Consider the following 26,157-nt stretch of genomic DNA (forward strand, 5'->3'; position numbering starts at 1 on the left):
AGCAATTGGCAAATGCTTGCCGCACTGAATGACAAAGAGGCGTTCACCTTGCGGTGAACGCCTCTTTGCGGTTGGCGCGGCAGATGCGGTTATTGCTGCGCGGGAGTTTGCTTGGTTGCAGCCGCTGTCGCCGTCCTGTCGGTCCAGCCGCCGCCCAGAGCCTTGTACAGCTCGATCTGATTGAGCAGTTGCGCCAGGCGCACGCTCACGGTGGATTGCTCCAGCGCGAACAGGGTGCGCTGTGCGTCCAGCAGGTCCAGGTAGCTGGCCACGCCGTTGCTGTAGCGCAGGTCGGACAGCTTCAGGCGTGCCTGCTCGGCTTCGAGCTGGGCGCGCTGGGCCATGATCTGGTCACGCAGCGTGCCTTGGCTGTCCAGTGCGTCGGAGACTTCGCGGAAGGCGCTCTGGATGGACTTTTCGTACTGCGCAATGGCCACTTCGCGATCGACCTTGGCCGCAGCCAGATTGGCCGAATTGCGGCCCGCATCGAAGATGGGCAGCAGGGCCGAGGGCGCCAGGGTGAAACCCCAGCTGCCGCTCTTGAACAGGCCCGACAGCTCGTTGCTGGCCGTGCCGAACTGCCCGGTCAACGTGATGCGCGGGAAGAAGGCCGCACGCGCCGCGCCGATGTTGGCATTGGCGCTGATCAGTTGCTGCTCGGCCTGGCGGATGTCGGGGCGCTGCGTGAGCAGGTCAGACGGCAGGCCGGCCGGCACTGCAGGCAGGTCGGCCGTGTCGCGCAGGCCCTGGCTGGAGCCCAGGCTGGCGACCACGTCCGCAGGCAGCGCCTGGCCCAGCAGCAGCACCAGGGCGTTCTCGTCCAGGGCACGCTGGCGCTGCTGCTGCGCCAGGGTGGCGCGCGCAGCTTCGGTCAGCGAGACGGCCTGGCGGTAGTCCAGCTCGGAGGCCACGCCCGTGTCGAAGCGCAGCTTGGTCAGCTTGATCGACTCTTCGCGGGTCTGCAGCGTGTCGCGCGAGATCTTCAGCAACTGCTCGTCGGCCAGCAGCGTGTACCAGCCGCTGGCCACGGCGGCCACCAGGCTGGTCTGCGCGGCGCGGCGCGCTTCCTCGGTGGCCAGGTACTGGGCCAGGGCCGCTTCCTTCAGGCTGCCGATGCGCCCGAAGAAGTCCAGCTCCCAGGAGGTCACGGCCAGGCCGACCTGGTAGCTGTTGACGTACTTGGTGCCGGAGCCCGTGGTATTCGGGGCGCGGCTGGCGTTGACGCCTGCACCGACCGTCGGGAACTGGTCGGCGCGCGTGATCCGGTACTGCGCCTGGGCGCGCTCGATATTGAGCGCGGCCACGCGCAGGTCGCGGTTGTTGTCCAGCGCGGTGCGCACCAGTTGCTGCAGGCGTGCGTCCTGGAAGAAATCCTGCCAGGGCAGCTGTGCGGCAGCCGTTCCGCCTTCTGCCGCAGCAGTGGCGTTCGCACGGGTGTATTGGGCCGCCACCGGAGCGGCAGGGCGCTCGTAGGTGGGGATGAGCGAGCATCCCGCCAGGAGCACGGCGGTGGCGATGGCCACCGGGGTACTGCGATTAATCATGGCTCAAGGCCTCCTTGCCGGCCGGTGTGGACGGCGGGTTGTGCGTTTTGATCTTGCCCTTGAACAGCTTGCGCACCACGACGAAGAAGGTGGGCACGAACAGCACGGCCAGCACGGTGCCGGTGATCATGCCGCCGAGCACGCCGGTGCCGATGGCACGCTGGCTGGCGGAGCTGGCGCCGGAGGCGATCACCAGAGGCACCACGCCCAGGCCGAAGGCCAGCGAGGTCATGATGATGGGCCGGAACCGCAGGTGCGCGGCTTCCAGCGCGGCCTCGATCAGGCCCTTGCCTTCGGCCTGCAGGTCCTTGGCGAACTCCACGATCAGGATGGCGTTCTTTGCCGACAGGCCGATCACCGTCACCAGTCCGATCTGGAAGTACACGTCGTTGGAATAGTTGCGCAGCAAGGTGGCAAGCACCACGCCCAGCAGACCCAGTGGCACGACCAGAATCACCGACAGCGGAATCGACCAGCTCTCGTACAGAGCGGCCAGGCACAGGAACACGGCCAGGATGGCGAAGGCGTACAGGAAGATGGCTTGCGAGCCCGCCAGCTTTTCCTCACGCGACTGGCCGGTCCACTCGAAGCCGAAGCCTTCGGGCAGCTTGGCAGCCAGCTTTTCCATCTCGTCCATGGCATCGCCCGAGCTGAAGCCCGGAGCAGCCGAGCCTTCGATGCGCACGGCCGGGTAGCCGTTGTAGCGCACCGTCTGCTGCGCGCCCTTGACCCACTTGGTGGTCGCGAACGTGGACAGCGGCACCGGATCGCCCTTGGCATTGCGCGCGTTCAGGCGCAGCAGATCGTCGGGCTGCATGCGGGCCGGAGCGTCGGCCTGCACGATCACGCGCTGCAGACGACCCTGGTTGGGGAAGTCATTGACGTAGGACGAGCCCAGTGCCGTGGACAGCGCCGCATTGATCGAGGTGAAGTCCACGCCCAGTGCGTTGGCCTTGTCGCGGTCGATCTCGATGCGCAGCTGCGGCGCGTCTTCCAGGCCGTCGGGACGCACGCCGGCCAGCACCTTGCTCTGCCCGGCCATGCCCAGCAGCATGTTGCGCGCATTGATCAGCGCATCGTGGCCGTGGCCGGCACGGTCCTGCAGGCGGAACGAGAAGCCCACGGCATTGCCCAGTTCGGGAATGGGCGGCGGGTTCACGGCGAACACGAAGGCGTCGCGTATGCCCGCCGTCATGCCCATGATGCGGCCCGTCATGGCATCCACCGTGGAGTCCGCTCCCTTGCGCTCGGACCAGTCCTTAAGCGGCACGAAGGCGAGGGCGGCGTTCTGGCCCTGGCCGGAGAAGCTGAAGCCCAGCACGCTGACCATGTTGGCCACTTCGGGCTGCGGCAGCACGGCCTCCTCGACCTGCTTCATGACTTCCAGCGTGCGCTCCTTGGCGGCGCCAGGAGGCAGTTGCACGTTGACGATGAAGTAGCCCTGGTCCTCGGTCGGCAGGAACGAGGTCGGCAGGCCACGGAACACCACCACGGCACCGGCGATCACGGCCAGGTACACGCCGATCATCAGCACCGAGCGCTTGAGCAGGCGGGCCACCCAGCCTTCATAGGACTTGGCCGAGCGTGCGAACGTGCGGTTGAACCAGCCGAAGAAGCCTTTCTTCTCGTGGTTGTGGCCGGCCTCCACGGGCTTGAGCAGCGTTGCGCACAGAGCCGGTGTCAGCGTCAGCGCCATGAAGGCCGAGAAGCTGATGGAGGCGACCATCACGATGGAGAACTGCCGGTAGATATTGCCGGTGGACCCCGCGAAGAAAGCCAGCGGTATGAACACCGCGATCAGCACCAGCGTAATGCCCACGATGGCGCCCGAGATCTGGCCCATGGCCTTGATCGCGGCCTCGCGCGGCGGCAGGCCTTCCTCGCTCATGATGCGCTCGACGTTCTCCACGACCACGATGGCGTCGTCCACCACGATGCCGATGACCAGCACCATGCCGAACATGGCCAGCACGTTGATCGAGAAGCCCACGGCCTGCATGACCGCGAAGGTGCCCAGCAGTGCAATGGGCACCACGATGGTCGGGATCAGCGTGTAGCGCCAGTTCTGCAGGAACAGGTACATCACCAGGAACACCAGCACGATGGCTTCCAGCAGCGTGTGGGCCACCTTCTCGATGGAGATGCTCACGAATTTGGAGCTGTCGTAGGGAATGGAGTAATTCACGCCCTTGGGGAAGAACTTCTTCAGTTCCTCCATGCGTGCATGCACGGCCTTGGCCGTGGCCAGCGCATTGCCGCTGGGCGTCAGCTGCACGCCGATACCCACGGCATCCTTGCCGTTCAGGCGGGCGGAGGTCGCGTAGGCCTGGCCGCCGATCTCGATGGTGGCCACGTCCTTGAGTCGCACGGTGGAGCCATCGGCATTGGCGCGCAGCACGATGTTCTCGAACTGGCTGATCGAAGACAGCTGGCCCATCACCGTCACCGTGGCGGCGATCTTCTGGCCCGTGATGTTGGGCAGGTCGCCGATGGCGCCGCTGGCCACCTGGGCGTTCTGGCTGCGGATGGCGGCTGTCACGTCCTCGGCCGAGAGCTTGTAGCCCTGCAGCTTGGCGGGATCGAACCAGATGCGCATCGCCTTTTCCGTGCCGAACAGCTGTGCCTGGCCCACGCCTGCCACACGCTGGATTTCGGGAACGATGTTGCGCGAGGCATAGTCGCCCAGGGCCACCGTGTCATAGGCCTTGGCGTCCTCGGACGACAGCATGATGAACAGCAGGAAGTTGGACGACGCCTTGTCCACGCGAACGCCCTGCTGCGTCACCGACGCAGGCAGGCGCGGCGTGGCGCGCGAGAGGCGGTTTTGCACGTCCACCTGCGCCAGGTCCACGTTGGTGCCGGCCTCGAAGCTGATGGTGATGCTGCCCGTGCCGTCGGCCTGGGCCACAGACTCCATGTAGACCAGGCCGGGCGAGCCGTTCATCTCGCGCTCGATCACGGACAGCACGCTGTCTTCGAGCACCTTCGCGGACGCGCCTGGATAGGCCGTGTTGATGACGATGGCCGGAGGGGCCACCTTGGGGTATTGAGCGATCGGGAGCTTGGTCAGCGCGATACCACCGAGGACGATGATGAACAGCGCGACGACCCATGCAAAGATCGGTCTGTCGATAAAGAACTTGGCCATTGCTGAGCCCCTTGATTACTTCTTGTCTGCCTGGTCTGCAGGCTTGGCATCGGCTGCGGCTTGCGGGGCTGGCGCTGCCGTGCCGGCCGGCTTCTGGGCGCCTGCGGCCTCGGGCTGCCAAGGTACGGGCTTGACCGGCGTGCCGGGTGGCAGCATCTGCAGCTTCTGGAAGCCGTCGACCATCACCTTCTCGCCCGCCTGCAGGCCTTCGCTGACCAGCCATTGGTTGTTCTGGGCCGTGGTCACCTTCACTTGGCGCTTGGTGATCTTGCCGTCGTCGCTGACCACGCTCACGGTGTCGCCGGTCTCGGTGCGCGTCACCGCCTGCTGGGGCACGGCAATGGCGTTGGACGCCTGGGCCTGCTCCATGCGCACGCGCACATACATGCCGGGCAGCAGCAATCCCTTGGGATTGGGCACCTCGGCACGCAGCGTGACCTGGCCGGTGGAGCTGTCCACGGTCAGGTCGGTGAACAGCAGCTTGCCCTTGAGTTCGTAGGCCGTGCCATCGTCCAGGCGCACTTCGACGCTGGCGGCTTCGGCGCCATCGGCCTTCTTGAGCTTGCCCTGCTCCATCGCGCGGCGCAGCCGGAAGGCTTCGCTGGACGACTGGGTGAAATTCACATAGACCGGATTGATCTGCTGGACCACGGCCAGCGGGGTCGCCTCGCCCTGGCCGACCAGCGCGCCTTCGGTCACCAGAGACTGGCCGATGCGGCCAGAAATGGGGGCGGTGACGCTGGTATAGCCAAGATTGATCTCGGCGGTCCGCACGGAGGCCTTGCCGGCCGCGACGTCAGCCTGGGCCTGCTTGTAGGCAGCCTCTGCATTGACGAAGTCCTGCTTGCTGATCGCGTTGGCGGCAACCAGCGGGCGGTAGCGTTCCAGTTGCGCCAGTGCCTGGGCCTGGTTGGCCTCGGCACGGGCCTGCGTGGCCTTGGCACTTTGCAGCGTCGCCTGGTAGGGCGCCGGATCGATGCGGTACAGCACCTGGCCGGCCTTCACGTCGCTGCCTTCCTTGAACAGGCGCTCCTGCACGATGCCGGCGCTGCGGGCCCGGATCTGGGCCACGCGGCGCGCGTCCACGCGGCCGGGCAACTCGGTCACAAGTCCCACATCGGCGGGGGTGGCCACCACCACACCTACAGGGACGGCGGGCATCTGCTGCTGTGCGGCAGCTTGTTCTTCGGGCTTTTTCCCGCAGGCGGCCATGGCCATTGCGGCGGTGACGGCCAGGGCCACGGTGGTGAGGCGCAGACTGTTGTAAGGGGACGGAGCGGCTGACACATTGCTGCGTGTGCTGGGCATGATGGGTCCTTGTGCTGAATCAAATAACGATGTTGACGTTCCGGTCAGCGCTATCCGGAACGCCCGTGTCCACGGGCAAGTCGCGGATTATACATACATACATGAATGTATAATGACCGCAGTTGCTGCAAGGCGGCGCGAAGCATGGCGTAGCGTGGCATGGCCGGGCTCAACGATGGAAGGAAATACATCTTGGCACGACGAACGAAAGAAGATGCGTTTGCAACGCGCAACAGTCTGCTGGACGCTGCGGAGCAAGTGTTCTACGAGCAGGGTGTCGCCCGGGCCTCGCTCAACGAGATTGCCCAGCGAGCCGGCGCCACGCGCGGTGCGGTCTACTGGCATTTCAAGGACAAGCTGGATCTCTTCTATGCCATGCTGGATCGCGTCACGCTCCCGCTGGAGCAGGCCGCTCAGGGCGACTGCGAAGATGACTCCGAATGCGATGCGCTGGAATATGTGCGGCGCCTGATGGCGGTGGTCTTCGGGCGCATTGCGGATGACGACAGCACGCGGCGCGTCTTCGAGATCCTGTTGCTCAAGGTGGAGTACGTGGGCGAGCTCATGCCGGTGCAGGAGCGCAATCGCGCGGCACTGGACTCCTTTTCGTCCCGGCTGGAGCTGGCGCTGTGTGCCGCCGCCGAAAGCCATGCGGTCACCATGCCCATGTCGGCGCACCAGGCATCGATCGCACTGTGCGCCATGTTTGACGGGCTGCTGCAGAGCTGGCTGCTGGGACGGGCTTTCGATCTCAAGCATGTGGGTGCCCAGGCGGTGGATGTCTGCCTGCGCGGGCTGGGCTTCACGGTTTCGGAGGCTCCTGCCCAATGAGCGGGCGGGGCCGCGGGGCTTGTACGCGGTAGTGCAAAGTCATGCGACAATCATCGGCTTGTGCAGGGCAGCGATGCCTTGAGCGGCTGTAGCTCAGTGGATAGAGTATTGGCCTCCGAAGCCAAGGGTCGTGGGTTCGATCCCCGCCAGCCGCGCCACATTTTTCTTGGATCGCCCCGGTGGCCTGAGAAAAAAATGCACTGAATTTTTTCAGACGAAAAAAACGGTGCTAGAATTCAAATCTCTTCGGAGGGGTGCCCGAGTGGCTAAAGGGGGCAGACTGTAAATCTGTTGGCTTACGCCTACACTGGTTCGAATCCAGTCCCCTCCACCAGTAATGGTGAAGAAGAGAAGTCATCTGAAAAGGTGGCAGCGTGCAGTCAATCTGTGCGGGAGTAGTTCAATGGTAGAACCCTAGCCTTCCAAGCTAATGACGCGGGTTCGATTCCCGTCTCCCGCTCCAGTTTGCAAGCAAAGTTTTTTGAGGTTGCTTCGGCGGCTTCAAGGCCCATGTGGCTCAGTGGTAGAGCACTCCCTTGGTAAGGGAGAGGTCGGCAGTTCGATCCTGCCCATGGGCACCATTCTCTCTGGTGCGCTCGCTAGATGGGGTTGCGCCAAATCCTGTTGTAGTGATTTAGATTTTTTTCGGAGTCGGAAAAATGGCTAAAGAAAAATTCGAGCGTACCAAGCCCCACGTCAACGTGGGCACCATCGGTCACGTGGACCACGGCAAGACGACCCTGACGGCTGCCATCGCCACCGTTCTGTCCAAGAAGTTCGGCGGCGAAGCCAAGGCTTACGACCAGATCGACGCAGCACCTGAAGAAAAGGCCCGCGGCATCACGATCAACACCGCCCACGTCGAGTACGAAACGGCCAACCGCCACTACGCTCACGTTGACTGCCCCGGCCACGCCGACTACGTCAAGAACATGATCACCGGCGCTGCTCAGATGGACGGCGCTATCCTGGTGTGCTCGGCCGCTGACGGCCCGATGCCCCAGACCCGCGAGCACATCCTGCTGGCTCGTCAGGTGGGCGTGCCCTACATCATCGTGTTCCTGAACAAGTGCGACATGGTGGACGACGAAGAGCTGCTGGAGCTGGTCGAAATGGAAGTGCGCGAGCTGCTGGCCAAGTACGACTTCCCCGGCGACGACACCCCCATCATCCGCGGCTCGGCCAAGCTGGCCCTGGAAGGTGACGCAAGCGACAAGGGCGAGCCCGCCATCCTGCGTCTGGCTGAAGCCCTGGACACCTACATCCCCACGCCCGAGCGCGCTGTGGACGGTGCCTTCGCAATGCCCGTGGAAGACGTGTTCTCGATCTCCGGCCGTGGCACCGTGGTGACCGGTCGCGTTGAGCGCGGCATCATCAAGGTCGGCGAAGAAATCGAAATCGTCGGTATCCGCGACACCCAGAAGACCATCGTCACCGGCGTGGAAATGTTCCGCAAGCTGCTGGACCAAGGCCAGGCTGGCGACAACGTGGGCCTGCTGCTGCGCGGCACCAAGCGTGAAGACGTGGAACGCGGCCAAGTGCTGTGCAAGCCCGGCTCCATCAAGCCCCACACCCACTTCACGGCTGAGGTGTACGTGCTGTCCAAGGACGAAGGTGGTCGCCACACTCCGTTCTTCAACAACTACCGTCCCCAGTTCTATTTCCGCACGACCGACGTGACCGGCTCCATCGAGCTGCCCGCCGACAAGGAAATGGTGATGCCTGGCGATAACGTGTCGATCACCGTCAAGCTGATCGCCCCCATCGCCATGGAAGAAGGTCTGCGCTTCGCTATCCGCGAAGGCGGCCGTACCGTGGGCGCTGGCGTGGTTGCCAAGATCATTGCCTAATTGATTCGTAGGGGTATAGCTCAATTGGCAGAGCGTCGGTCTCCAAAACCGAAGGTTGTAGGTTCGATTCCTACTGCCCCTGCCACCTGATGGTGGAATCGCAACGAGCCCGCCCCAAAGCGGGCTTCGGTGTCTTGGCGTTGCGCAAAAAATGCGCATTAGAAATGGATTATGGCCACTACTCAGGTTGAAACGGTCAGCTCCGGAGCTGACAAAGCCAAGCTTGCCGCAGTCGCGGCTTTAGTTGTTGCTGCGATCGCAGGTTTCTATCTGCTGAGCAAGCAAGGTCCCATCGTTCAGTGGCTGGTGCTGCTGGTCGGTCTGGCTGCGGCTGCTGGCACGTTCCTTGTTTCCGAGCCCGGAAAGCGTTTCGTCAGCTTTGCGCAGGATGCCTGGCGCGAAGTCAAGAAGGTCGTCTGGCCGACGCGCAAGGAGACCATGCAGATGACCTTGTACGTCTTCGGCTTTGTGGTCATCATGGCCTTGTTCCTGTGGTTCACGGACAAGACGCTGGAGTGGGTCCTGTATGACCTGATTTTGGGCTGGAGGAAGTAATGGATGCTGTCGAAACAGGTGTGAACGACGGAGGGGCAACGCCTGCCAATCCGGATCTGCGCTGGTACATCGTCCATGCCTACTCCGGCATGGAAAAGGCCGTGGAGCGCAACATCATCGAGCGCATCGCGCGTTCGGACATGCAGTCCAAGTTCGGCCGCATCCTGGTTCCCACCGAGGAAGTGGTGGAGATGAAGAACGGCCAGCGCCGTACCACCGAACGCCGCCTGTTCCCTGGCTACGTGTTCGTCGAGATGGTCATGGACGACGACACCTGGCACCTGGTCAAGCACACCAGCAAGGTGACTGGTTTCGTGGGTGGTGCCAAGAACCGCCCCGCACCGATCTCCGAAGAGGAAGTGCGCAAGATCGTCAGCCAGATGCAGGAAGGCACGGACAAGCCGCGCCACAAGATCGAATTCATGCCCGGCGAACTGGTGCGTGTCAAGGAAGGCCCCTTCACGGACTTCAATGGCTCGGTCGAAGAGGTCAACTACGAAAAGAGCCGCCTGCGCGTCTCGGTGATGATCTTCGGTCGCTCCACGCCGGTCGAGCTTGAATTTGCCCAGGTTGAAAAAACCTGAGTTACCGCTTACAATCTCTGGCTCTGCATTTTTAGGCTCGGTGCAGGGCGTGTCAGCAAGAGTCTTTTAACCCCCGGGGAGCTGCCGGCTGCAACTATTGTTGGTTGGGCCGGCGGCGCTATACCCGCAAGGAGCATTCAATGGCGAAAAAAATCGTCGGCTTCATCAAGCTGCAAGTGCCAGCTGGTAAGGCCAATCCCTCTCCTCCGATCGGTCCTGCGCTGGGTCAGCGCGGCCTCAACATCATGGAATTCTGCAAGGCGTTCAACGCCCAGACCCAAGGTGTCGAGCCCGGCCTGCCCCTGCCCGTGGTCATCACGGCCTTTGCCGACAAGAGCTTCACCTTCATCATCAAGACGCCTCCGGCGACTGTGCTGATCAAGAAGGCCATCAAGCTGGACAAGGGCTCCTCCAACCCCCTGAAGAACAAGGTCGGCAAGATCACCCGCGCTCAGCTGGAAGAGATCGCCAACACCAAGCTGAAGGACATGAACGCTGCTGACGTCGACGCCGCCGTGCGTACGCTGGCTGGTTCGGCCCGTTCGATGGGCGTGATTGTGGAGGGCGTGTAAATGGCCAAGTTGACCAAGAAGCAAAAGGCTCTCCAGGGCAAGGTGGAGTCCACCAAGCTGTACGCTTTCGCCGACGCCGTGGCGCTGGTGAAGGAAGCCGCCACCGCCAAGTTCGATGAATCCATCGACGTGGCCGTGCAACTGGGCGTGGACGCCAAGAAGTCTGACCAAGTGGTTCGTGGCGCCGTCGTGCTGCCCCACGGCACTGGCAAGACCGCCCGCGTGGCCGTGTTCGCCCAAGGCGCCAAGGCTGAAGAAGCCAAGGCTGCTGGCGCCGATGTGGTCGGCATGGACGACCTGGCTGCCCGCGTGAAGGCTGGCGACATGCCCTTCGACGTGGTCATCGCTGCCCCCGACGCCATGCGCGTCGTCGGTACGCTGGGTCAGATCCTGGGCCCGCGCGGCCTGATGCCCAACCCCAAGGTGGGTACGGTGACTCCCGATGTGGCCACGGCCGTGAAGAACGCCAAGGCTGGTCAGGTGCAATACCGCGTCGACAAGGCCGGCATCATCCACGCCACCATCGGCCGCCGCTCGTTCGACAACGAGAAGCTGCAAGGCAACCTGGCTGCGCTGATCGACGCCCTGAACAAGTCCAAGCCCGCCTCGAGCAAGGGCCTGTACCTGCGCAAGGTGGCTGTTTCGTCGACCATGGGTGTGGGCGTTCGCGTCGACACGCAAACCATCTCGGCCTGATAGCCAAGAAATCTTGAGGCGGCTTGCGGGCTGCCTCAGTGGTGGGCCGGCGCAGCGATGCGCCGGGTCATCCAAGACCGTTGGTGTGCCTTGCGGCACTTAAACCTCAGGGGCCAACGCAGATGGCGATCCCGCTGCAGATGGATGCATTTCCAAAACAGTTGGTCGCTGCAACAAGAGCGCGCATGAGGGGCCTGCCCCGAGTGTGCATTTGAAGGAGTAGACCTTGAGTCTTAATCGCAGTGAGAAAGAAGCGGTCATCAATGAAGTGACCAGCCTCGCCGCAAAAGCTCAAACGCTTGTGATCGCGGAATACCGCGGCATCACGGTCGCCGACATGACCAAACTGCGCGTTGACGCCCGCAGCAAGGGTGTGAGCCTGAGCGTGTTGAAGAACACGCTGGCCCGCCGTGCTGTGGCTGGCAGCCAGTTCGACGTTGTCGCCGACCAGATGACCGGCCCTCTGATCTATGGCTTCTCTGAAGACGCAGTGGCTGCCGCCAAGGTGGTGGCCGACTTCGCGAAAACCAACGACAAGCTGGTGATCCGCGGTGGTGCGTTTGCAGGCAAGGCCCTGGACGTGAACGGTGTGAAGCAACTGGCGAACATCCCCTCGAAGGAAGTTCTGCTGGCACAACTGTGTGGCTTGCTGATGTCGCCTATCTCGCGTACGGCCGTTGTGCTGGGCGCCCTGGCGGCAAAGAAGAGCGAAGGCTCTGCCGAAGAACCGGCAGCCGAAGCAGTCGCAGCCTGAGCGCGCGGCAGTTAACCAATATTGTTAGGAAATCAAAATGGCATTCGATAAAGACGCATTTCTGACCGCGCTCGACGGCATGACGGTCCTGGAACTCAATGACCTGGTGAAGGCCATTGAAGAGAAGTTCGGCGTGAGCGCTGCCGCCATGGCCGCTCCCGCTGCTGGTGGCGCTGCTGGCGGCGCTGCTGCTGCAGAAGAAAAGACCGAGTTCAACGTTGTGCTGACCGAAGCCGGCGCGAACAAGGTTTCCGTCATCAAGGCCGTGCGTGAAATCACCGGCCTGGGTCTGAAGGAAGCCAAGGACCTGGTCGACGGCGCTCCCAAGAACGTCAAGGAAGGCGTTGCCAAGGCTGACGCTGAAGCCGCTGTGAAGAAGCTGGTGGAAGCCGGTGCCAAGGCTGAACTGAAGTAATTCAGTCCCCTCAAGGGCTGGAGGCTCCGAAAAAGGGCCTCCAGCCTTTGGCGCTTGTGGAGAGCGTATCCATAGAGCACACTAGAAAGCGGTCTGGAGCAGCCTGTTTTCTAGTGTCTTCTGACAACCCGACAGCAGAAGATGCCTTGGTTCGGGCGATGTGCAACGCATCGCCGTCAGCCATGGTTGGTAGTGGCCAACCGCCAAGCCCGCAGGGAGCTTTCCATGTGGGGCAGTCGTCGCAGACCCAGGACTCATGTCTTTGCCCGGAGATCTCATGGCCTATTCTTACACCGAACGCAAGCGAATCCGCAAAAGCTTCGGGAGCCGCGACAGCGTGCTCGAAGTGCCTTACCTGCTGCAGATGCAAAAAGATGCATATACCGCATTCTTGCAGGCAGATGTAGCCCCCAAAAAACGCACCATCGAAGGCCTGCAAGCGGCCTTCAACTCTGCCTTCCCCATCGTCTCCCACAACGGTTTTGTGGAGATGAAGTTCGTCGAGTACAACCTCGCCAAGCCTGCTTTCGATGTGCGCGAGTGCCAGACCCGTGGTCTGACCTTCGCCTCTGCCGTGCGCGCCAAGGTTCAGCTGATCATCTATGACCGTGAGTCTTCGACCTCGCAGTCCAAGGTGGTCAAGGAAGTCAAGGAGCAAGAGGTCTACATGGGCGAAGTGCCCCTGATGACCGACAAGGGCTCGTTCATCATCAACGGCACCGAGCGCGTCATCGTCTCGCAGCTGCACCGCTCGCCTGGCGTGTTCTTCGAACACGACAAGGGCAAGACCCACAGCTCGGGCAAGCTGCTGTTCTCGGCACGCATCATTCCTTACCGCGGTTCGTGGCTGGACTTCGAGTTCGACCCCAAGGACCTGCTGTTCTTCCGCGTCGACCGTCGTCGCAAGATGCCCGTGTCCATTCTGCTGAAGGCCATCGGCCTGACGCCGGAATCGATCCTGGCCAATTTCTTCGTCAACGACAACTTCCGCCTCATGGATTCGGGCGCGCAGATGGAGTTCGTCCCCGAGCGCCTGCGCGGCGAGGTCGCGCGCTTCGACATCACCGACAAGTCGGGCAAGGTCGTGGTCGCCAAGGACAAGCGCGTCACTGCTCGCCACACGCGTGAGCTGGAGCAGTCGGGCACCAAGTTCATCAGCGTCCCCGAAGATTTCCTGATCGGCCGCGTGGTCGCCAAGAACATCGTTGATCCGGACACTGGCGAGATCATCGCCAAGGCCAACGAAGAGTTGACCGAGTCCCTGCTCAAGAAGCTGCGCAGCGCCGGCATCCAGGATCTGCAGTGCATCTACACGAACGAGCTGGACCAGGGCGCCTACATTTCGCAGACCCTGCGCACCGACGAAACCGTCGATGAGTTCGCTGCGCGCGTGGCCATCTACCGCATGATGCGCCCCGGCGAGCCGCCGACCGAGGACGCCGTGCAGGCCCTGTTCCAGCGCCTGTTCTACAACCCCGACACCTACGATCTTTCGCGCGTGGGCCGGATGAAGTTCAACGCCAAGGTCGGCCGCGATGGCGCCACCGGCCCCATGGTGCTGTCCAACGAGGACATCCTGGCCGTGGTCAAGATCCTGGTGGATCTGCGCAACGGCAAGGGCGAGGTCGATGACATCGACCACCTGGGCAACCGCCGCGTGCGTTGCGTGGGCGAACTGGCCGAGAACCAGTACCGCACGGGCCTGGCACGTATCGAGAAGGCCGTGAAGGAGCGTCTGGGTCAGGCCGAGCAAGAGCCGCTGATGCCCCATGACCTGATCAACAGCAAGCCGATTTCGGCCGCCCTGAAGGAATTCTTCGGTGCGTCGCAGCTGTCGCAGTTCATGGACCAGACCAATCCTCTGGCCGAAATCACGCACAAGCGTCGCGTCTCGGCCCTGGGCCCGGGCGGTCTGACGCGCGAGCGCGCAGGCTTCGAAGTGCGCGACGTGCACGTGACCCACTACGGCCGCGTCTGCCCTATCGAAACGCCTGAAGGCCCGAACATCGGCCTGATCAATTCGCTGGCCCTGTACGCCCGCCTGAACGAGTACGGCTTCATCGAGACGCCTTACCGTCGCGTGGCCGACGGCAAGGTCACGATGGAGATCGATTACCTGTCGGCCATCGAGGAAGGCAAGTACATCATCGCCCAGGCCAATGCCGAGCTGGATGCCGAAGGCCGCCTGATCGGCGACCTGGTGTCGGCGCGCGAAAAGGGTGATTCGACCCTGGTGTCGGCCGAGCGCGTTCAGTACATGGACGTGTCGCCCGCACAGATCGTGTCGGTGGCTGCCTCGCTGATTCCGTTCCTGGAGCACGATGACGCGAACCGCGCATTGATGGGCGCCAACATGTCGCGTCAGGCCGTGCCTGTGCTGCGTCCCGAAAAGCCCATGGTGGGCACGGGCATCGAGCGCGTGGCGGCAGTGGACTCCGGCACCGTGGTGACGGCAACCCGCGGCGGTATCGTGGACTATGTCGATGCAACGCGCATCGTGGTCCGCGTGAACGATGCGGAAGCCGTGGCCGGCGAAGTCGGCGTGGACATCTACAACCTCATCAAGTACCAGCGTTCCAACCAGAACACCAACATCCACCAGCGTCCCATCGTCAAGCGTGGCGACAAGCTGGCCAAGGGTGACGTGGTGGCCGACGGCGCATCGACCGACCTGGGCGAAATCGCCATCGGTCAGAACATGCTGATCGCCTTCATGCCCTGGAACGGCTACAACTTCGAGGATTCGATCCTGATCAACGAGCGCGTGGTGGCCGAAGACCGCTACACCTCGATCCATATCGAAGAACTCGTGGTGATGGCCCGCGACACCAAGCTCGGTGCCGAGGAAATCACGCGCGACATCCCGAACCTGTCCGAGCAGCAGCTCAACCGCCTGGACGAGTCCGGCATCATCTACGTGGGTGCGGAAGTGCAGCCCGGCGATGTGCTGGTCGGCAAGGTCACGCCCAAGGGCGAGACCACGCTGACGCCTGAAGAGAAGCTGCTGCGCGCCATCTTCGGCGAGAAGGCTTCCGACGTGAAGGACACCTCGCTGCGCGTGGACCAGGGCTCGCAAGGCACCGTGATCGACGTGCAGGTCTTCACCCGTGAAGGCATCCAGCGCGACAAGCGTGCCCAGCAGATCATCGACGATGAACTCAAGCGCTACCGCCTGGACCTGAACGACCAGCTGCGCATCGTCGAGGCCGACGCCTTCGACCGTATCGAGAAGCTGCTCAATGGCCGCGTGGCCAACGGCGGCCCGCAAAAGCTGGGCAAGGGCGCCAAGATCGACAAGGCCTACCTGGACGGCGTGGAGAAGTTCCACTGGTTCGACATCCGTCCTGCAGAGGACGAGGTCGCCACCCAGCTCGAGTCCATCAAGAACTCGCTGGAGCAGACGCGCCACAGCTTCGACCTGGCTTTCGAAGAAAAGCGCAAGAAGCTCACCCAGGGCGACGAGCTGCCCGCTGGCGTGCTCAAGATGGTCAAGGTCTACTTGGCCGTCAAGCGCCGCCTGCAGCCCGGCGACAAGATGGCCGGCCGCCACGGCAACAAGGGCGTGGTCTCCAAGATCGTTCCGGTCGAGGACATGCCCTACATGGCCGACGGCTCCACTGCCGACATCGTGCTGAACCCGCTGGGCGTGCCTTCGCGCATGAACATCGGCCAGGTGCTGGAAGTGCATCTGGGCTGGGCCGGCAAGGGCCTGGGCCAGCGCATCGGCGACATGCTGCAGCAGGAAGCCCGTGCCGCCGAAATCCGTGCCTTCATGGAAGAGATCTACAACTCGCGCGGCCGCAAGGAAGACCTGGCCCAGCTCGATGACAACGAGATCGTGTCCATGGCGCAGGCGCTGACCACGGGCGTGCCGTTTGCCACGCCGGTGTTCGACGGCGCTTCCGAGCAGGAAATCCAGGACATGCTGCATCTGGCATATCCGGAAGAGCTGAAGGAGCGCAAGGGCCTGACCGAAAGCCGCACGCAGGCCTACCTGTATGACGGCCGCACCGGTGACCGCTTCGAGCGTCCGACCACCATCGGCTACATGCACTACCTGAAGCTGCACCACTTGGTCGACGACAAGATGCACGCCCGCTCCACGGGTCCGTACTCTCTGGTGACGCAGCAGCCCCTGGGCGGCAAGGCCCAGTTCGGCGGCCAGCGTTTCGGGGAAATGGAAGTGTGGGCGCTGGAAGCCTACGGCGCCGCCTATGTGCTGCAGGAAATGCTGACCGTGAAGTCCGACGACGTGGTGGGCCGTACCAAGGTGTACGAATCCATCGTCAAGGGCGAGCACGCCATCGAGGCAGGCATGCCCGAGTCGTTCAACGTGCTGGTCAAGGAAATCCGCTCCCTGGGCCTCGACATCGAGCTTGAGCGTTCTTAAATATTGAAAAGGGAAAGAGTCTTATGAAATCTCTACTCGACCTGTTCAAGCAATTCACGCCCGATGAGCATTTCGATGCCATCAAGATCGGTCTGGCTTCTCCCGAGAAGATCCGTTCCTGGTCCTTCGGCGAGGTGAAGAAGCCCGAGACCATCAACTACCGCACGTTCAAGCCCGAGCGCGATGGTCTGTTCTGCGCCAAGATCTTTGGCCCCATCAAGGACTACGAGTGCCTGTGCGGCAAGTACAAGCGCCTCAAGCACCGCGGCGTGATCTGCGAGAAGTGCGGCGTCGAAGTGACCCAGACCAAGGTGCGCCGCGAGCGCATGGGCCACATCGACCTGGCTGCGCCCTGCGCCCACATCTGGTTCCTGAAGTCGCTGCCGTCGCGTCTGGGCCTGGTGCTCGACATGACGCTGCGCGACATCGAGCGCGTGCTGTACTTCGAAGCCTACGTGGTGACCGACCCCGGCATGACCCCGCTGAAGAAGTTCAGCATCATGACCGAGGACGACTACGAGGCCAAGCGCACCGAGTACGGTGACGAGTTCGAAGCCAAGATGGGCGCCGAAGGCATCAAGGACCTGCTCGAAGGCATCGACATCGACGTCGAGACCGAGCGCCTGCGCGGCGACCTGACCGGCTCCGAAGTCAAGGTCAAGAAGAACGCCAAGCGCCTGAAGCTGCTGGAAGCGTTCAAGAAGTCCGGCATCAAGCCGGGCTGGATGGTCATGGAAGTGCTGCCCGTGCTGCCCCCGGACCTGCGTCCGCTGGTGCCGCTGGACGGCGGCCGCTTCGCGACGTCCGACCTGAACGACCTGTATCGCCGCGTCATCAACCGCAACTCGCGTCTGCGCCGCCTGCTGGAGCTGAAGGCTCCGGAAATCATCGCGCGCAACGAAAAGCGCATGCTGCAGGAAGCAGTGGACTCGCTGCTGGACAACGGCCGCCGTGGCAAGGCCATGACGGGCGCCAACAAGCGTGCCCTGAAGTCGCTGGCCGACATGATCAAGGGCAAGAGCGGCCGTTTCCGCCAGAACTTGCTGGGCAAGCGCGTGGACTACTCGGGCCGTTCCGTGATCACGGTGGGTCCGTACCTCAAGCTGCACCAGTGCGGTCTGCCCAAGCTGATGGCGCTGGAACTGTTCAAGCCCTTCATCTTCGCGCAGCTCGAGCAGCGCGGCATCGCCACCACCATCAAGGCGGCGAAGAAGGAAGTGGAATCCGGCACGCCCGTGGTGTGGGACATCCTCGAAGAGGTCATCAAGGAGCACCCGGTCATGCTGAACCGTGCTCCCACGCTGCACCGCCTGGGCATCCAGGCCTTCGAGCCCATCCTGATCGAAGGCAAGGCCATCCAGCTGCACCCGCTCGTCTGCGCGGCCTTCAACGCCGACTTCGACGGTGACCAGATGGCCGTCCACGTTCCGCTGTCGGTGGAAGCACAGATGGAAGCCCGCACGCTGATGCTGGCCTCCAACAACGTGCTGTTCCCCGCATCGGGCGAGCCCTCCATCGTTCCTTCGCAGGACGTGGTGCTGGGTCTGTACCACGCGACGCGCGAGCGCATCAACGGCAAGGGCGAGGGCATGGTCTTCGCCGACATCGGCGAAGTGCAGCGCGCGCTGGACGCCGAGCAGGTCGAGCTGGCCGCCAAGATCAGCGTTCGCCTGACCGAGTGGACGAAGAACAAGGACTCCGGCGAGTTCGAGCCTTCGACCAGCCTGGTGGAAACCACCGTGGGCCGCGCCCTGATGTCCGAGATCCTTCCCAAGGGCCTGCCGTTCAGCCACATGAACAAGGCGCTCAAGAAGAAGGAGATCTCCAAGCTCATCAATGCCTCGTTCCGCAAGTGCGGTCTGAAGGCCACGGTGGTGTTTGCCGACAAGCTGCTGCAAAACGGCTTCCGCCTGTCCACGCACGCCGGCATCTCGATCGCCATCGGCGACATGCTGGTGCCGCCGCAAAAGGCCGAGATCATCGGTCGTGCCGAAGCCGAGGTGAAGGAGATCGAACAGCAGTACGTCTCCGGTCTCGTGACCGCTGGCGAGCGCTACAACAAGGTGGTGGACATCTGGGGCAAGGCCGGCGACGAAGTCTCCAAGGTCATGATGGCCCAGCTGGCCAAGGAAAAGGTCATCGACCGCCACGGCAACGAAGTCGAGCAGGAATCGTTCAACGCCATCTACATGATGGCCGACTCCGGCGCCCGCGGCTCGGCCGCGCAGATCCGCCAGCTGGCCGGCATGCGTGGCCTGATGGCCAAGCCTGACGGCTCCATCATCGAGACGCCCATTACGGCGAACTTCCGTGAAGGCCTGAACGTTCTGCAGTACTTCATCTCCACCCACGGCGCCCGAAAGGGTCTGGCCGACACGGCGTTGAAGACGGCCAACTCCGGCTACCTGACGCGTCGTCTGGTGGACGTGACGCAGGATCTGGTGGTCAACGAGGACGATTGCGGCACGAGCAATGGCGCACTGATGCGCGCCATCGTCGAAGGCGGTGAAGTCATCGAATCGCTGCGCGACCGCGTGCTGGGCCGTACCACGGCCGAGGACGTCGTGCATCCCGAGACGCTGGCCGTGCTGCTGCCCGCAGGCACGCTGCTCAACGAAGACGTGATCGACGAGCTGGAATCGCAAGGCGTGGACGAGATCAAGGTCCGCACCGCGCTGACCTGCGAGACCCGCTACGGCCTGTGCGCCAAGTGCTACGGCCGCGACCTGGGCCGCGGCGGCCTGATCAACCTCGGCGAAGCCGTGGGTGTGATCGCCGCCCAGTCCATCGGCGAGCCCGGCACGCAGCTGACCATGCGTACCTTCCACATCGGTGGTGCCGCTTCGCGCGCTGCCATCGCCTCGAGCGTGGAAGCCAAGTCCAACGGCTCCATCAGCTTCAACAGCACGATGCGCTACGTCAGCAACACCAAGGGTGAGCTGGTCGTGATTTCGCGTTCGGGCGAAATCGTCATCAGCGACAACGGCCGCGAGCGTGAGCGCCACAAGGTGCCCTACGGTGCCGTGCTGACCGTCAGGCCCGACCAGCAGGTCAAGGCCGGTCTGATCCTGGCCAACTGGGATCCGCTGACCCGACCCATCATTACCGAGTACGCCGGCCAGGTGCGCTTCGAGAATGTGGAAGAGGGCCTGACCGTGGCCAAGCAGGTCGATGAAGTGACCGGCCTGTCCACGCTGGTGGTGATCGATCCCAAGCGCCGTGGCTCTGCCAAGGTCGTGCGTCCCCAGGTCAAGCTGATCGATGCCAACAACCAGGAAGTCAAGATCCCCGGCACCGACCACTCGGTGACGATCGGCTTCCAGGTCGGCGCGCTGATCCAGGTGCGTGACGGCCAGGACGTGGGCCCCGGCGAAGTGCTGGCCCGTATCCCTGTCGAAGGCCAGAAGACCCGCGACATTACCGGCGGTCTGCCCCGCGTGGCCGAGCTGTTCGAAGCCCGCACGCCCAAGGACAAGGGCACGCTGGCCGAGATGACCGGCACCATTTCCTTCGGCAAGGAAACCAAGGGCAAGGTGCGCATGCAGATCACCGATCTGGATGGCAAGGTCTGGGAAGAACTCGTGCCCAAGGAAAAGAACATCCTGGTGCACGAAGGCCAGGTGGTCAACAAGGGTGAGTCCATCGTCGACGGCCCGGCCGATCCGCAGGACATCCTGCGCCTGCTGGGCATCGAGGAGCTGTCGCGATACATCGTCGATGAAGTGCAGGACGTCTACCGCCTGCAGGGTGTGAAGATCAACGACAAGCACATCGAGGTGATCGTTCGCCAGATGCTGCGCCGCGTCGTGGTCGAGAACACCGGCGACTCGACCTACATCGCTGGCGAGCAGGTCGAGCGTTCGGAGATCCTCAATACCAACGAGGCGCTGCAGCGCGAAGGCAAGATCCCTGCCACGTACTCCAACGTGCTGCTGGGTATTACCAAGGCATCGCTGTCGACCGACTCCTTCATCTCTGCCGCGTCGTTCCAGGAAACGACCCGCGTGCTCACCGAGGCTGCCATCATGGGCAAGCGCGACGAGCTGCGTGGCCTGAAGGAAAACGTCATCGTGGGTCGCCTGATCCCCGCTGGTACGGGTCTGGCATACCACCAGGCGCGCAAGGCCAAGGACGCCATGGACGACGCAGAGCGCCGCGCCATCGCCGACGCCGAAGCGGCCGAACTGGCCGGTGTGATGGCTGACGACGACGCTGGCGTGGCTGCCGTCGCCGGTGACGCTTCCGCTGACTGATAGGCGGTGTCACCCCCTGAGCGGCTGTGCCGCTTCCCCCTCTCTCGCTACGCGGGAGGGGGACGACGCCCTCGCTGCGGGGGCGGCCCTTGCTCGGCGTCCCTCTTGTTGGGACATGCTGTCTCCTAGAGCAGTGCATGGCGCAAGTGCTTGATGATGTGACGCTCCCGGCCTGCCCTGCGCAGGCGGGAGCGTTTTTCTTTGGGAATAACCAGAGTTCGGCCGGACCAGCTTCCGGCCGGGCCATTGCAGACGATGTGGTCCTTGTCTCTTGAATGGATGCTGCTGGCACTGCTGGTGTTCTGGGCCGTCGGCGCATACAACCGGCTGGCCCGGCTGCGCAGCGGCTGCGTGCAGCAGTTCGGTACGCTCGATGCATACCTGGGCCAGTGGCATGCCATGCTGCAGGCCTTCGAGGCACAGCCCAAGGGCGAAGGCCAAAGCCCCGCCCTTGTGCATGCCCAGGCCGCGCTGCACCAGACCGCCGCGCAGTTGCAGGCTGCGCTGGTCGATGCCCGTGGCCGGCCGCTGCGCGAGAGCGCGCTGGCCTCGCTGGAGCATGCCTGCTCGGCGCTGGAGGTGGCCTGGCAGGCCATGACCAAGGTCGCCGTTGACACCGGCGCCGGCGCCGCTGGCACTGGCACTGCGCCATCAGATGCCCCGTCGCCGGACCCCGATCCGCTGCAGCCCTGGCAGCAGCGCTGGACCGAGCACCAGGTGCGCAACCGCCTGGGACTGCAGCAATTCAACGCCGCGGCCGAGCGCTACAACGCCGCCATCGCGCAATATCCGGCCAGGTTGCTGGCCTGGCTGCTGGGCTTTCGCCCGGTGCGCAGCCTGCTGGTCGAACCTGCGCCCGGCAAGGTGCAGGAAAGTGGAACATGAACCAACGCACGCATTCTTCCCCGCGCCGCGCTGCGGCGCCCTCGCAGGCGCATGCCGTACCGGCCGCACCTCCTCTTTGGCAGCAGCTCGACGCCGTCGCCCAATGCCTGCAGGCCGTGCTCGAAGGCCAGTCCAGCCGCAGCGTGCTGGCGCGTGTGCCGCAGCCGCTGCGTCCCGGCGTGCAGGCCCTGCTGTTCCAGGTGCTGCGCCAGCTGGGCCGTGCCCAGGCGCTGCAAAAGCAGTTGGCCTCGCGCAACCCGCCGCCGCGCGTCAGCGCATTGCTGAACACCGCCCTGGCCTTGGCCTGGGATGAATCTCGCGCGCCATACCCGCCGTTCACCCTGGTCAACCAGGCCGTGGAAGCAGCCAAGCAAGGGCCGACTCGCGCGCAGTCCGGCTTTGTCAACGCCTGCCTGCGCCGCTTTCTGCGCGAGCGCGATGCCCTGGTCGCCGCCACCGAAGCCCAGCCGCAGGCGGTCTGGAACCATCCCGCCTGGTGGATTGCCCGCCTGCGCAAGGACCATCCCGATCACTGGCAGGCCATCCTGCAGGCCAACAACGAGCAGCCTCCGATGACGCTGCGCGTCAATCGCCAAAGGGCAGACCGCGCGCAGTACCAGGCGGCGCTGCAGGCCATGGACGTGCCATCGCTTGCCGTGGCCGACAGCGGCCTGCAACTGCAGCAGGCCTTGCCCGTGCAATCCCTGCCGGGCTTCGATCAGGGCCTGGCCTCCGTGCAGGATGCGGCGGCGCAACTGGCCGCACCGCTGCTGCTGCAAGGGCTGGAGCAGCCCGCCGGCCGAGCGTTGCGGGTACTTGATGCCTGCGCCGCCCCCGGTGGCAAGACGGCCCACCTGCTGGAATACGCAGCGCCGCAGACCCTGCAGGTCACGGCGCTGGAGATAGACGCCGAGCGCGCCGCGCGCATCGAGGACACGCTGGGAAGGCTGCAGTTGCAGGCGCAAGTGGTCGTGGCCGATGCGTCCCAGCCTGCGCAGTGGTTCGAGGCGCAATGCGGTGGCCAGCTGTTCGACGCCATCTTGCTGGACGCGCCCTGCACGGCCTCGGGCATCGTGCGGCGCCAGCCCGACGTGCGCTGGCTGCGCCGCGAAAGCGATGTGCACCAACTGGCCCAGATCCAGTCCCGGCTGCTCGACACCCTGTGGCCCCTGCTGCAGCCTGGCGGGCGCCTGCTGTACTGCACCTGCTCGGTCTTCAGGCAAGAGGGCGAGGCACAGGTTCAAGCGTTTGTTGCACGCAACAGTGAGGCGCGAACACTGCCGGCGCCGGGGCATTTAATCCCGGGCAAGGACTACAAAGCCGGCATGCTGGCTGACAATGCTTTGGGTGACCACGACGGCTTCTTCTACGCCTTGCTGCAAAAGACGCGCTGACCCCCGTCCCCGGACCAGGTCGCCAGCCTGGCTGCGCCTGCTGGCGCGGCTGGCCGGGGCACTTGTGCTGGCCGCCGTGCTGGCCGGCCTGGGCCTGCAGGCCAGGGCCGATGCGCTGACCGCCGAGATCGGATCCATGCAGCTCGAGCGCTCCGACGATGGTCTGCTGCTGTCCGCCAATCTCCAGTTCGAGTTGCCCTACCAGATCGACGACGCGCTGCGCCAGGGCATTCCCATGTACTTCGTGGCCGAGGCCCAGGTCCAGCGTGAGCGCTGGTACTGGTCCGATCAGCAACTGGCCACCGCCAGCCGCCACTACCGCCTCAGCCACCAGCCGCTGACACGCCGCTGGCGCCTGCACATCTCCAATACCCCCTTCTCCAGCGCCGGGCTGGGGCTGGCCCTGGGCCAGACCTTCGAGACCCTGGAAGATGCGCTGTCCTCCATGCGGCGCATCTCGCGCTGGAAAATCATGGACACGGCACCCACGCAGTCGGGTGTCTCGGTGCAGCTGCGCTTTCGCATCGACCTGTCCCAGCTGCCAAGGCCGTTGCAGATCGGTGCGCTGGGCCGCTCGGGCTGGAACCTGCAGCTGTCGCGCGCCCAGATGCTGGAAGACGCGCCATGAACCGGGACACCGACGCCGACGAACGCATGGCCCTGCCGGCTTCGGCCGGCCTGTCGCGCGGCACGCGCTGGGCCGTGGGCGTGGGCGCCGGTCTCATGGGGCTGGTCGGCGTGCTGCTGCTGTTCCTGCTGACCCTGGCCACCAACAACCGGCTGGACTACGAGCGCAACTACAACTGGCTGTTCGCCGCCAACGTGGTCGTGGCCGGCCTGCTGCTGGCCATCCTGGTCTGGGGCGGCATCCGCCTGGCCATACGCCTGCAGCGGGGGCGCTTCGGCAGCCGCCTGCTGCTCAAGCTGGCCGGCATCTTCACGCTGGTGGGACTGGTGCCGGGCCTGCTGATCTACATCGTTTCCTACCAGTTCGTCTCGCGCTCCATCGAGAGCTGGTTCGACGTGCAGGTCGAGGGTGCGCTGTCGGCAGGCGTGAGCCTGGCCAGTTCCACGCTGGAGACCGTGGCCAACGACATGGCCAACAACACGCGCACTGCAGGCGCCCAGCTGTCCCAGGTCTCCGATGCGGGCGCCGCGCTGATCCTGGAGCGCGTGCGCGACCAGCTGGGTGCCACCGATGTCGTGCTCTGGAGTGCGTCGGAGCTTGCCGTCATGGGGCCCACGCAGACCACGCGCAGCGGCGAGTTCCCGGGCCTGCGCGCCATCGCCAGCGCAGGCCAGTCGCGCTTCAACCTGCAGCCCGAACGCCCCAGCGCGCAAATGCTGCGCTCGCTGCGCGAGCAGCGCGCCGTGGCCAGCATCGAAGGACTGGACGACGACGGCACGGCCCAGCCGGGTGCCACAGCGCCGAATGCCCAGGTCCGCACGCTGGCCGTGGTTCCCAACCCCAGCGTGGGACTGCTGACCGAGCCGCGTTATTTGCAGGCCACCATTGCGCTGCCGCAGGCGCTGGTGACCAACGCCCTTGCCGTGCAGGCCGCCAACCGTGAATACCAGGAACGCGCGCTGGCACGCGGCGGCCTGCAGCGCATGTACATAGGCACGCTCACGCTCAGCCTGTTCCTGGCGGTCTTCGGCGCCGTGGTGCTGGCCATCGTGCTGGGCAACCAGCTGGCCAGGCCGCTGCTGCTGCTGGCCCAGGGCATGCGCGACGTGGCGCGCGGCGATCTGCGGCCCAAGCCGGCGCTGCAGACGCGCGACGAGATCGGCGGGCTCACGCGCTCCTTCGCGCTCATGACCCAGCAACTGGCCGACGCCCGTGCCGAAGCCAACCGCAGCATGGGCCAGCTCGATGCCGCACGCGGCAACCTGCAGACCATCCTCGACAACCTCACATCGGGCGTCATCGTGCTGGACGCGCGGGGCGCCATCGTCCTGAGCAATCCCGGGGCCACGCGCATACTGCGCGCGCCCATGGCCGTCCATGAAGGACGGGCGCTGTCCCAGGTGCCGGGGCTGGAGCAGTTCGGCGAAGTCGTGCAGGAGCAGTTCGCGCTCTTCCTGGGCGAGCAGGGGCGCGATCGCTGGCAACTGGTGCATGAGCTGCATGCCTCCACCGATGGCGGCGTCATCCAGCACACCACCACCCTGGTCATGCGCGGTGCGGAACTGCCCGATGCGCAGCGGCTGCTGGTCTTCGACGACATCTCCGAGATCGTCTCGGCCCAGCGCGCCCAGGCCTGGGGCGAGGTCGCGCGCCGCGTGGCCCATGAGATCAAGAACCCGCTCACGCCCATCCAGCTGTCGGCCGAGCGCATGGCCATGCGGCTGACCGACAAGCTGCAGCTGGCTGACCAGGCGCTGCTGGCCAAGTCCGTCAAGACCATCGTCGATCAGGTCGGCGCCATGAAGCGCCTGGTCGATGAATTCCGCGACTACGCGCGCCTGCCTGCCGCCAATCTGCAGTCGCTGGACCTCAACGCGCTGGTGACCGACGTGCTGCAGCTGTACGGTGAAGAGAACGCCGAAGTGCGCGTGGAGTGTGTGCTGGACCCGCAATGCCCGCCGATTTCAGGCGATGGCCAGCAGCTGCGCCAGGTCATTCACAATCTTTTGCAGAATGCCCAGGACGCCACGGCCCAGCGTGCGCAGGAAAGCGGCCAGCCCCCCGGCCCCGTGACCATAGAGACGCGCTGGAACGAGTCCACGCGCCGCGTGCGCCTGAGCATCAGCGACAGCGGCACGGGCTTCGCGGCCAACATCCTTCAACGGGCCTTCGAGCCCTATGTCACGACCAAGGTGCGGGGCACCGGACTGGGCCTGGCCGTGGTCAAGAAAATCGCAGACGAGCATGGCGCCCGCATCGACCTGGGCAACAGGGACGACGGCGGGGTGATTCAAGGTGCGCAAGTGTCGCTATCATTTGCGCCTGAGCGTACAGGATAGGCCTGACGCCC

Annotated in this window: 17 protein-coding genes and 5 tRNA genes; 19 read left to right on the plus strand and 3 right to left on the minus strand. The window is 64.3% G+C overall.

Annotated elements, in window-relative coordinates; all coding sequences use genetic code 11:
• Window positions 1-89 precede the first annotated feature (89 nt).
• The 3 genes from ACN20X_RS02250 to ACN20X_RS02260 are packed head-to-tail and all read right to left on the minus strand — an operon-like array spanning window position 90 to window position 6,000.
• Window positions 90-1,544, minus strand: coding sequence for an efflux transporter outer membrane subunit (locus tag ACN20X_RS02250; RefSeq protein ID WP_016453556.1), 1,455 nt, complete (start codon window positions 1,542-1,544; stop codon window positions 90-92).
• Window positions 1,537-4,692, minus strand: coding sequence for an efflux RND transporter permease subunit (locus ACN20X_RS02255; protein ID WP_016448486.1), 3,156 nt, complete (start codon window positions 4,690-4,692; stop codon window positions 1,537-1,539). Before ACN20X_RS02255 ends, ACN20X_RS02250 begins: the two co-directional genes overlap by 8 nt.
• Window positions 4,693-4,707: 15 nt before the next feature.
• A complete protein-coding gene (locus ACN20X_RS02260; protein ID WP_016448485.1) occupies window positions 4,708-6,000 on the minus strand; it encodes an efflux RND transporter periplasmic adaptor subunit in 1,293 nt (430 codons plus the stop codon).
• 192 nt (window positions 6,001-6,192) lie between these two features.
• On the opposite strand from ACN20X_RS02260, the gene ACN20X_RS02265 reads away from it, so the two are divergent.
• From ACN20X_RS02265 to ACN20X_RS02355, 19 genes are all read left to right on the plus strand, one after another.
• Window positions 6,193-6,831: a TetR family transcriptional regulator gene (locus ACN20X_RS02265; RefSeq protein WP_193584789.1), complete on the plus strand. Its 639-nt coding sequence runs from the start codon at window positions 6,193-6,195 to the stop codon at window positions 6,829-6,831.
• Window positions 6,832-6,913: 82 nt separating this feature from the next.
• Window positions 6,914-6,989, plus strand: a tRNA-Arg gene (locus ACN20X_RS02270).
• Window positions 6,990-7,079: 90 nt separating this feature from the next.
• A tRNA-Tyr gene (locus ACN20X_RS02275) sits at window positions 7,080-7,165 on the plus strand.
• A 55-nt stretch (window positions 7,166-7,220) separates the two neighbouring features.
• A tRNA-Gly gene (locus ACN20X_RS02280) sits at window positions 7,221-7,294 on the plus strand.
• Window positions 7,295-7,337: 43 nt separating this feature from the next.
• Window positions 7,338-7,412: transfer RNA gene (locus tag ACN20X_RS02285), tRNA-Thr, on the plus strand.
• 78 nt (window positions 7,413-7,490) lie between these two features.
• Complete coding sequence (gene tuf, locus ACN20X_RS02290; RefSeq protein WP_016448514.1) at window positions 7,491-8,681, plus strand: elongation factor Tu; 1,191 nt, start codon at window positions 7,491-7,493, stop codon at window positions 8,679-8,681.
• Between the two features lie 9 nt (window positions 8,682-8,690).
• Window positions 8,691-8,766 (plus strand) — tRNA-Trp (locus ACN20X_RS02295).
• Between the two features lie 86 nt (window positions 8,767-8,852).
• Window positions 8,853-9,236: a preprotein translocase subunit SecE gene (gene secE / locus ACN20X_RS02300; RefSeq protein ID WP_012202436.1), complete on the plus strand. Its 384-nt coding sequence runs from the start codon at window positions 8,853-8,855 to the stop codon at window positions 9,234-9,236.
• The gene (gene nusG / locus ACN20X_RS02305; protein ID WP_016450388.1) at window positions 9,236-9,820 is read left to right on the plus strand and encodes a transcription termination/antitermination protein NusG; all 585 of its coding nucleotides are present in this window, start codon (window positions 9,236-9,238) and stop codon (window positions 9,818-9,820) included. Before secE ends, nusG begins: the two co-directional genes overlap by 1 nt.
• A gap of 140 nt (window positions 9,821-9,960) precedes the next feature.
• On the plus strand, window positions 9,961-10,392 hold the full coding sequence (gene rplK, locus ACN20X_RS02310; protein WP_012202438.1) for a 50S ribosomal protein L11: 432 nt from the start codon (window positions 9,961-9,963) through the stop codon (window positions 10,390-10,392).
• On the plus strand, window positions 10,393-11,088 hold the full coding sequence (gene rplA / locus ACN20X_RS02315) for a 50S ribosomal protein L1 (protein ID WP_016450389.1): 696 nt from the start codon (window positions 10,393-10,395) through the stop codon (window positions 11,086-11,088).
• Window positions 11,089-11,314: 226 nt separating this feature from the next.
• The gene (rplJ, locus tag ACN20X_RS02320) at window positions 11,315-11,842 is read left to right on the plus strand and encodes a 50S ribosomal protein L10 (protein ID WP_016450390.1); all 528 of its coding nucleotides are present in this window, start codon (window positions 11,315-11,317) and stop codon (window positions 11,840-11,842) included.
• A 37-nt stretch (window positions 11,843-11,879) separates the two neighbouring features.
• Complete coding sequence (gene rplL / locus ACN20X_RS02325) at window positions 11,880-12,257, plus strand: 50S ribosomal protein L7/L12 (protein WP_012202441.1); 378 nt, start codon at window positions 11,880-11,882, stop codon at window positions 12,255-12,257.
• Window positions 12,258-12,534: 277 nt separating this feature from the next.
• A complete protein-coding gene (gene rpoB / locus ACN20X_RS02330; protein ID WP_016453553.1) occupies window positions 12,535-16,647 on the plus strand; it encodes a DNA-directed RNA polymerase subunit beta in 4,113 nt (1,370 codons plus the stop codon).
• 23 nt (window positions 16,648-16,670) lie between these two features.
• Window positions 16,671-20,900, plus strand: a complete 4,230-nt coding sequence (rpoC, locus tag ACN20X_RS02335; protein WP_016450392.1) for a DNA-directed RNA polymerase subunit beta' — start codon at window positions 16,671-16,673, stop codon at window positions 20,898-20,900.
• A 255-nt stretch (window positions 20,901-21,155) separates the two neighbouring features.
• Entirely contained in the window at window positions 21,156-21,785 is a 630-nt protein-coding gene (locus tag ACN20X_RS02340) for a LemA family protein (RefSeq protein ID WP_016453552.1), read from the plus strand.
• Window positions 21,782-23,179 carry a 16S rRNA (cytosine(967)-C(5))-methyltransferase RsmB gene (rsmB, locus tag ACN20X_RS02345; protein ID WP_043792219.1) on the plus strand — a complete coding sequence of 466 codons (1,398 nt, stop codon included), beginning with the start codon at window positions 21,782-21,784 and terminating at the stop codon, window positions 23,177-23,179. The genes ACN20X_RS02340 and rsmB overlap by 4 nt, the downstream gene beginning before the upstream one ends.
• Complete coding sequence (locus ACN20X_RS02350; RefSeq protein WP_016450395.1) at window positions 23,124-23,807, plus strand: DUF4390 domain-containing protein; 684 nt, start codon at window positions 23,124-23,126, stop codon at window positions 23,805-23,807. The genes rsmB and ACN20X_RS02350 overlap by 56 nt, the downstream gene beginning before the upstream one ends.
• Window positions 23,804-26,146, plus strand: a complete 2,343-nt coding sequence (locus ACN20X_RS02355; RefSeq protein WP_473210255.1) for a sensor histidine kinase — start codon at window positions 23,804-23,806, stop codon at window positions 26,144-26,146. The genes ACN20X_RS02350 and ACN20X_RS02355 overlap by 4 nt, the downstream gene beginning before the upstream one ends.
• Window positions 26,147-26,157 lie beyond the last annotated feature (11 nt).

This window comes from Delftia sp. PX-1, from assembly GCF_055797465.1.

What these genes read in the sequence shown, in the direction of transcription:
- ACN20X_RS02350 (WP_016450395.1), top strand. Translation starts at nt 23,124, where the DNA reads ATGCTTTGGGTGACCACGACGGCTTCTTCTACGCCTTGCTGCAAAAGA.
- ACN20X_RS02355 (WP_473210255.1), top strand. Translation starts at nt 23,804, where the DNA reads ATGAACCGGGACACCGACGCCGACGAACGCATGGCCCTGCCGGCTTCG.
- rsmB (WP_043792219.1), top strand. Translation starts at nt 21,782, where the DNA reads ATGAACCAACGCACGCATTCTTCCCCGCGCCGCGCTGCGGCGCCCTCG.
- ACN20X_RS02340 (WP_016453552.1), top strand. Translation starts at nt 21,156, where the DNA reads ATGTGGTCCTTGTCTCTTGAATGGATGCTGCTGGCACTGCTGGTGTTC.
- ACN20X_RS02255 (WP_016448486.1), bottom strand. Translation starts at nt 4,692, where the DNA reads ATGGCCAAGTTCTTTATCGACAGACCGATCTTTGCATGGGTCGTCGCG.
- rplK (WP_012202438.1), top strand. Translation starts at nt 9,961, where the DNA reads ATGGCGAAAAAAATCGTCGGCTTCATCAAGCTGCAAGTGCCAGCTGGT.
- ACN20X_RS02250 (WP_016453556.1), bottom strand. Translation starts at nt 1,544, where the DNA reads ATGATTAATCGCAGTACCCCGGTGGCCATCGCCACCGCCGTGCTCCTG.
- rplA (WP_016450389.1), top strand. Translation starts at nt 10,393, where the DNA reads ATGGCCAAGTTGACCAAGAAGCAAAAGGCTCTCCAGGGCAAGGTGGAG.
- rpoB (WP_016453553.1), top strand. Translation starts at nt 12,535, where the DNA reads ATGGCCTATTCTTACACCGAACGCAAGCGAATCCGCAAAAGCTTCGGG.
- tuf (WP_016448514.1), top strand. Translation starts at nt 7,491, where the DNA reads ATGGCTAAAGAAAAATTCGAGCGTACCAAGCCCCACGTCAACGTGGGC.
- ACN20X_RS02260 (WP_016448485.1), bottom strand. Translation starts at nt 6,000, where the DNA reads ATGCCCAGCACACGCAGCAATGTGTCAGCCGCTCCGTCCCCTTACAAC.
- rplL (WP_012202441.1), top strand. Translation starts at nt 11,880, where the DNA reads ATGGCATTCGATAAAGACGCATTTCTGACCGCGCTCGACGGCATGACG.
- secE (WP_012202436.1), top strand. Translation starts at nt 8,853, where the DNA reads ATGGCCACTACTCAGGTTGAAACGGTCAGCTCCGGAGCTGACAAAGCC.
- nusG (WP_016450388.1), top strand. Translation starts at nt 9,236, where the DNA reads ATGGATGCTGTCGAAACAGGTGTGAACGACGGAGGGGCAACGCCTGCC.
- rpoC (WP_016450392.1), top strand. Translation starts at nt 16,671, where the DNA reads ATGAAATCTCTACTCGACCTGTTCAAGCAATTCACGCCCGATGAGCAT.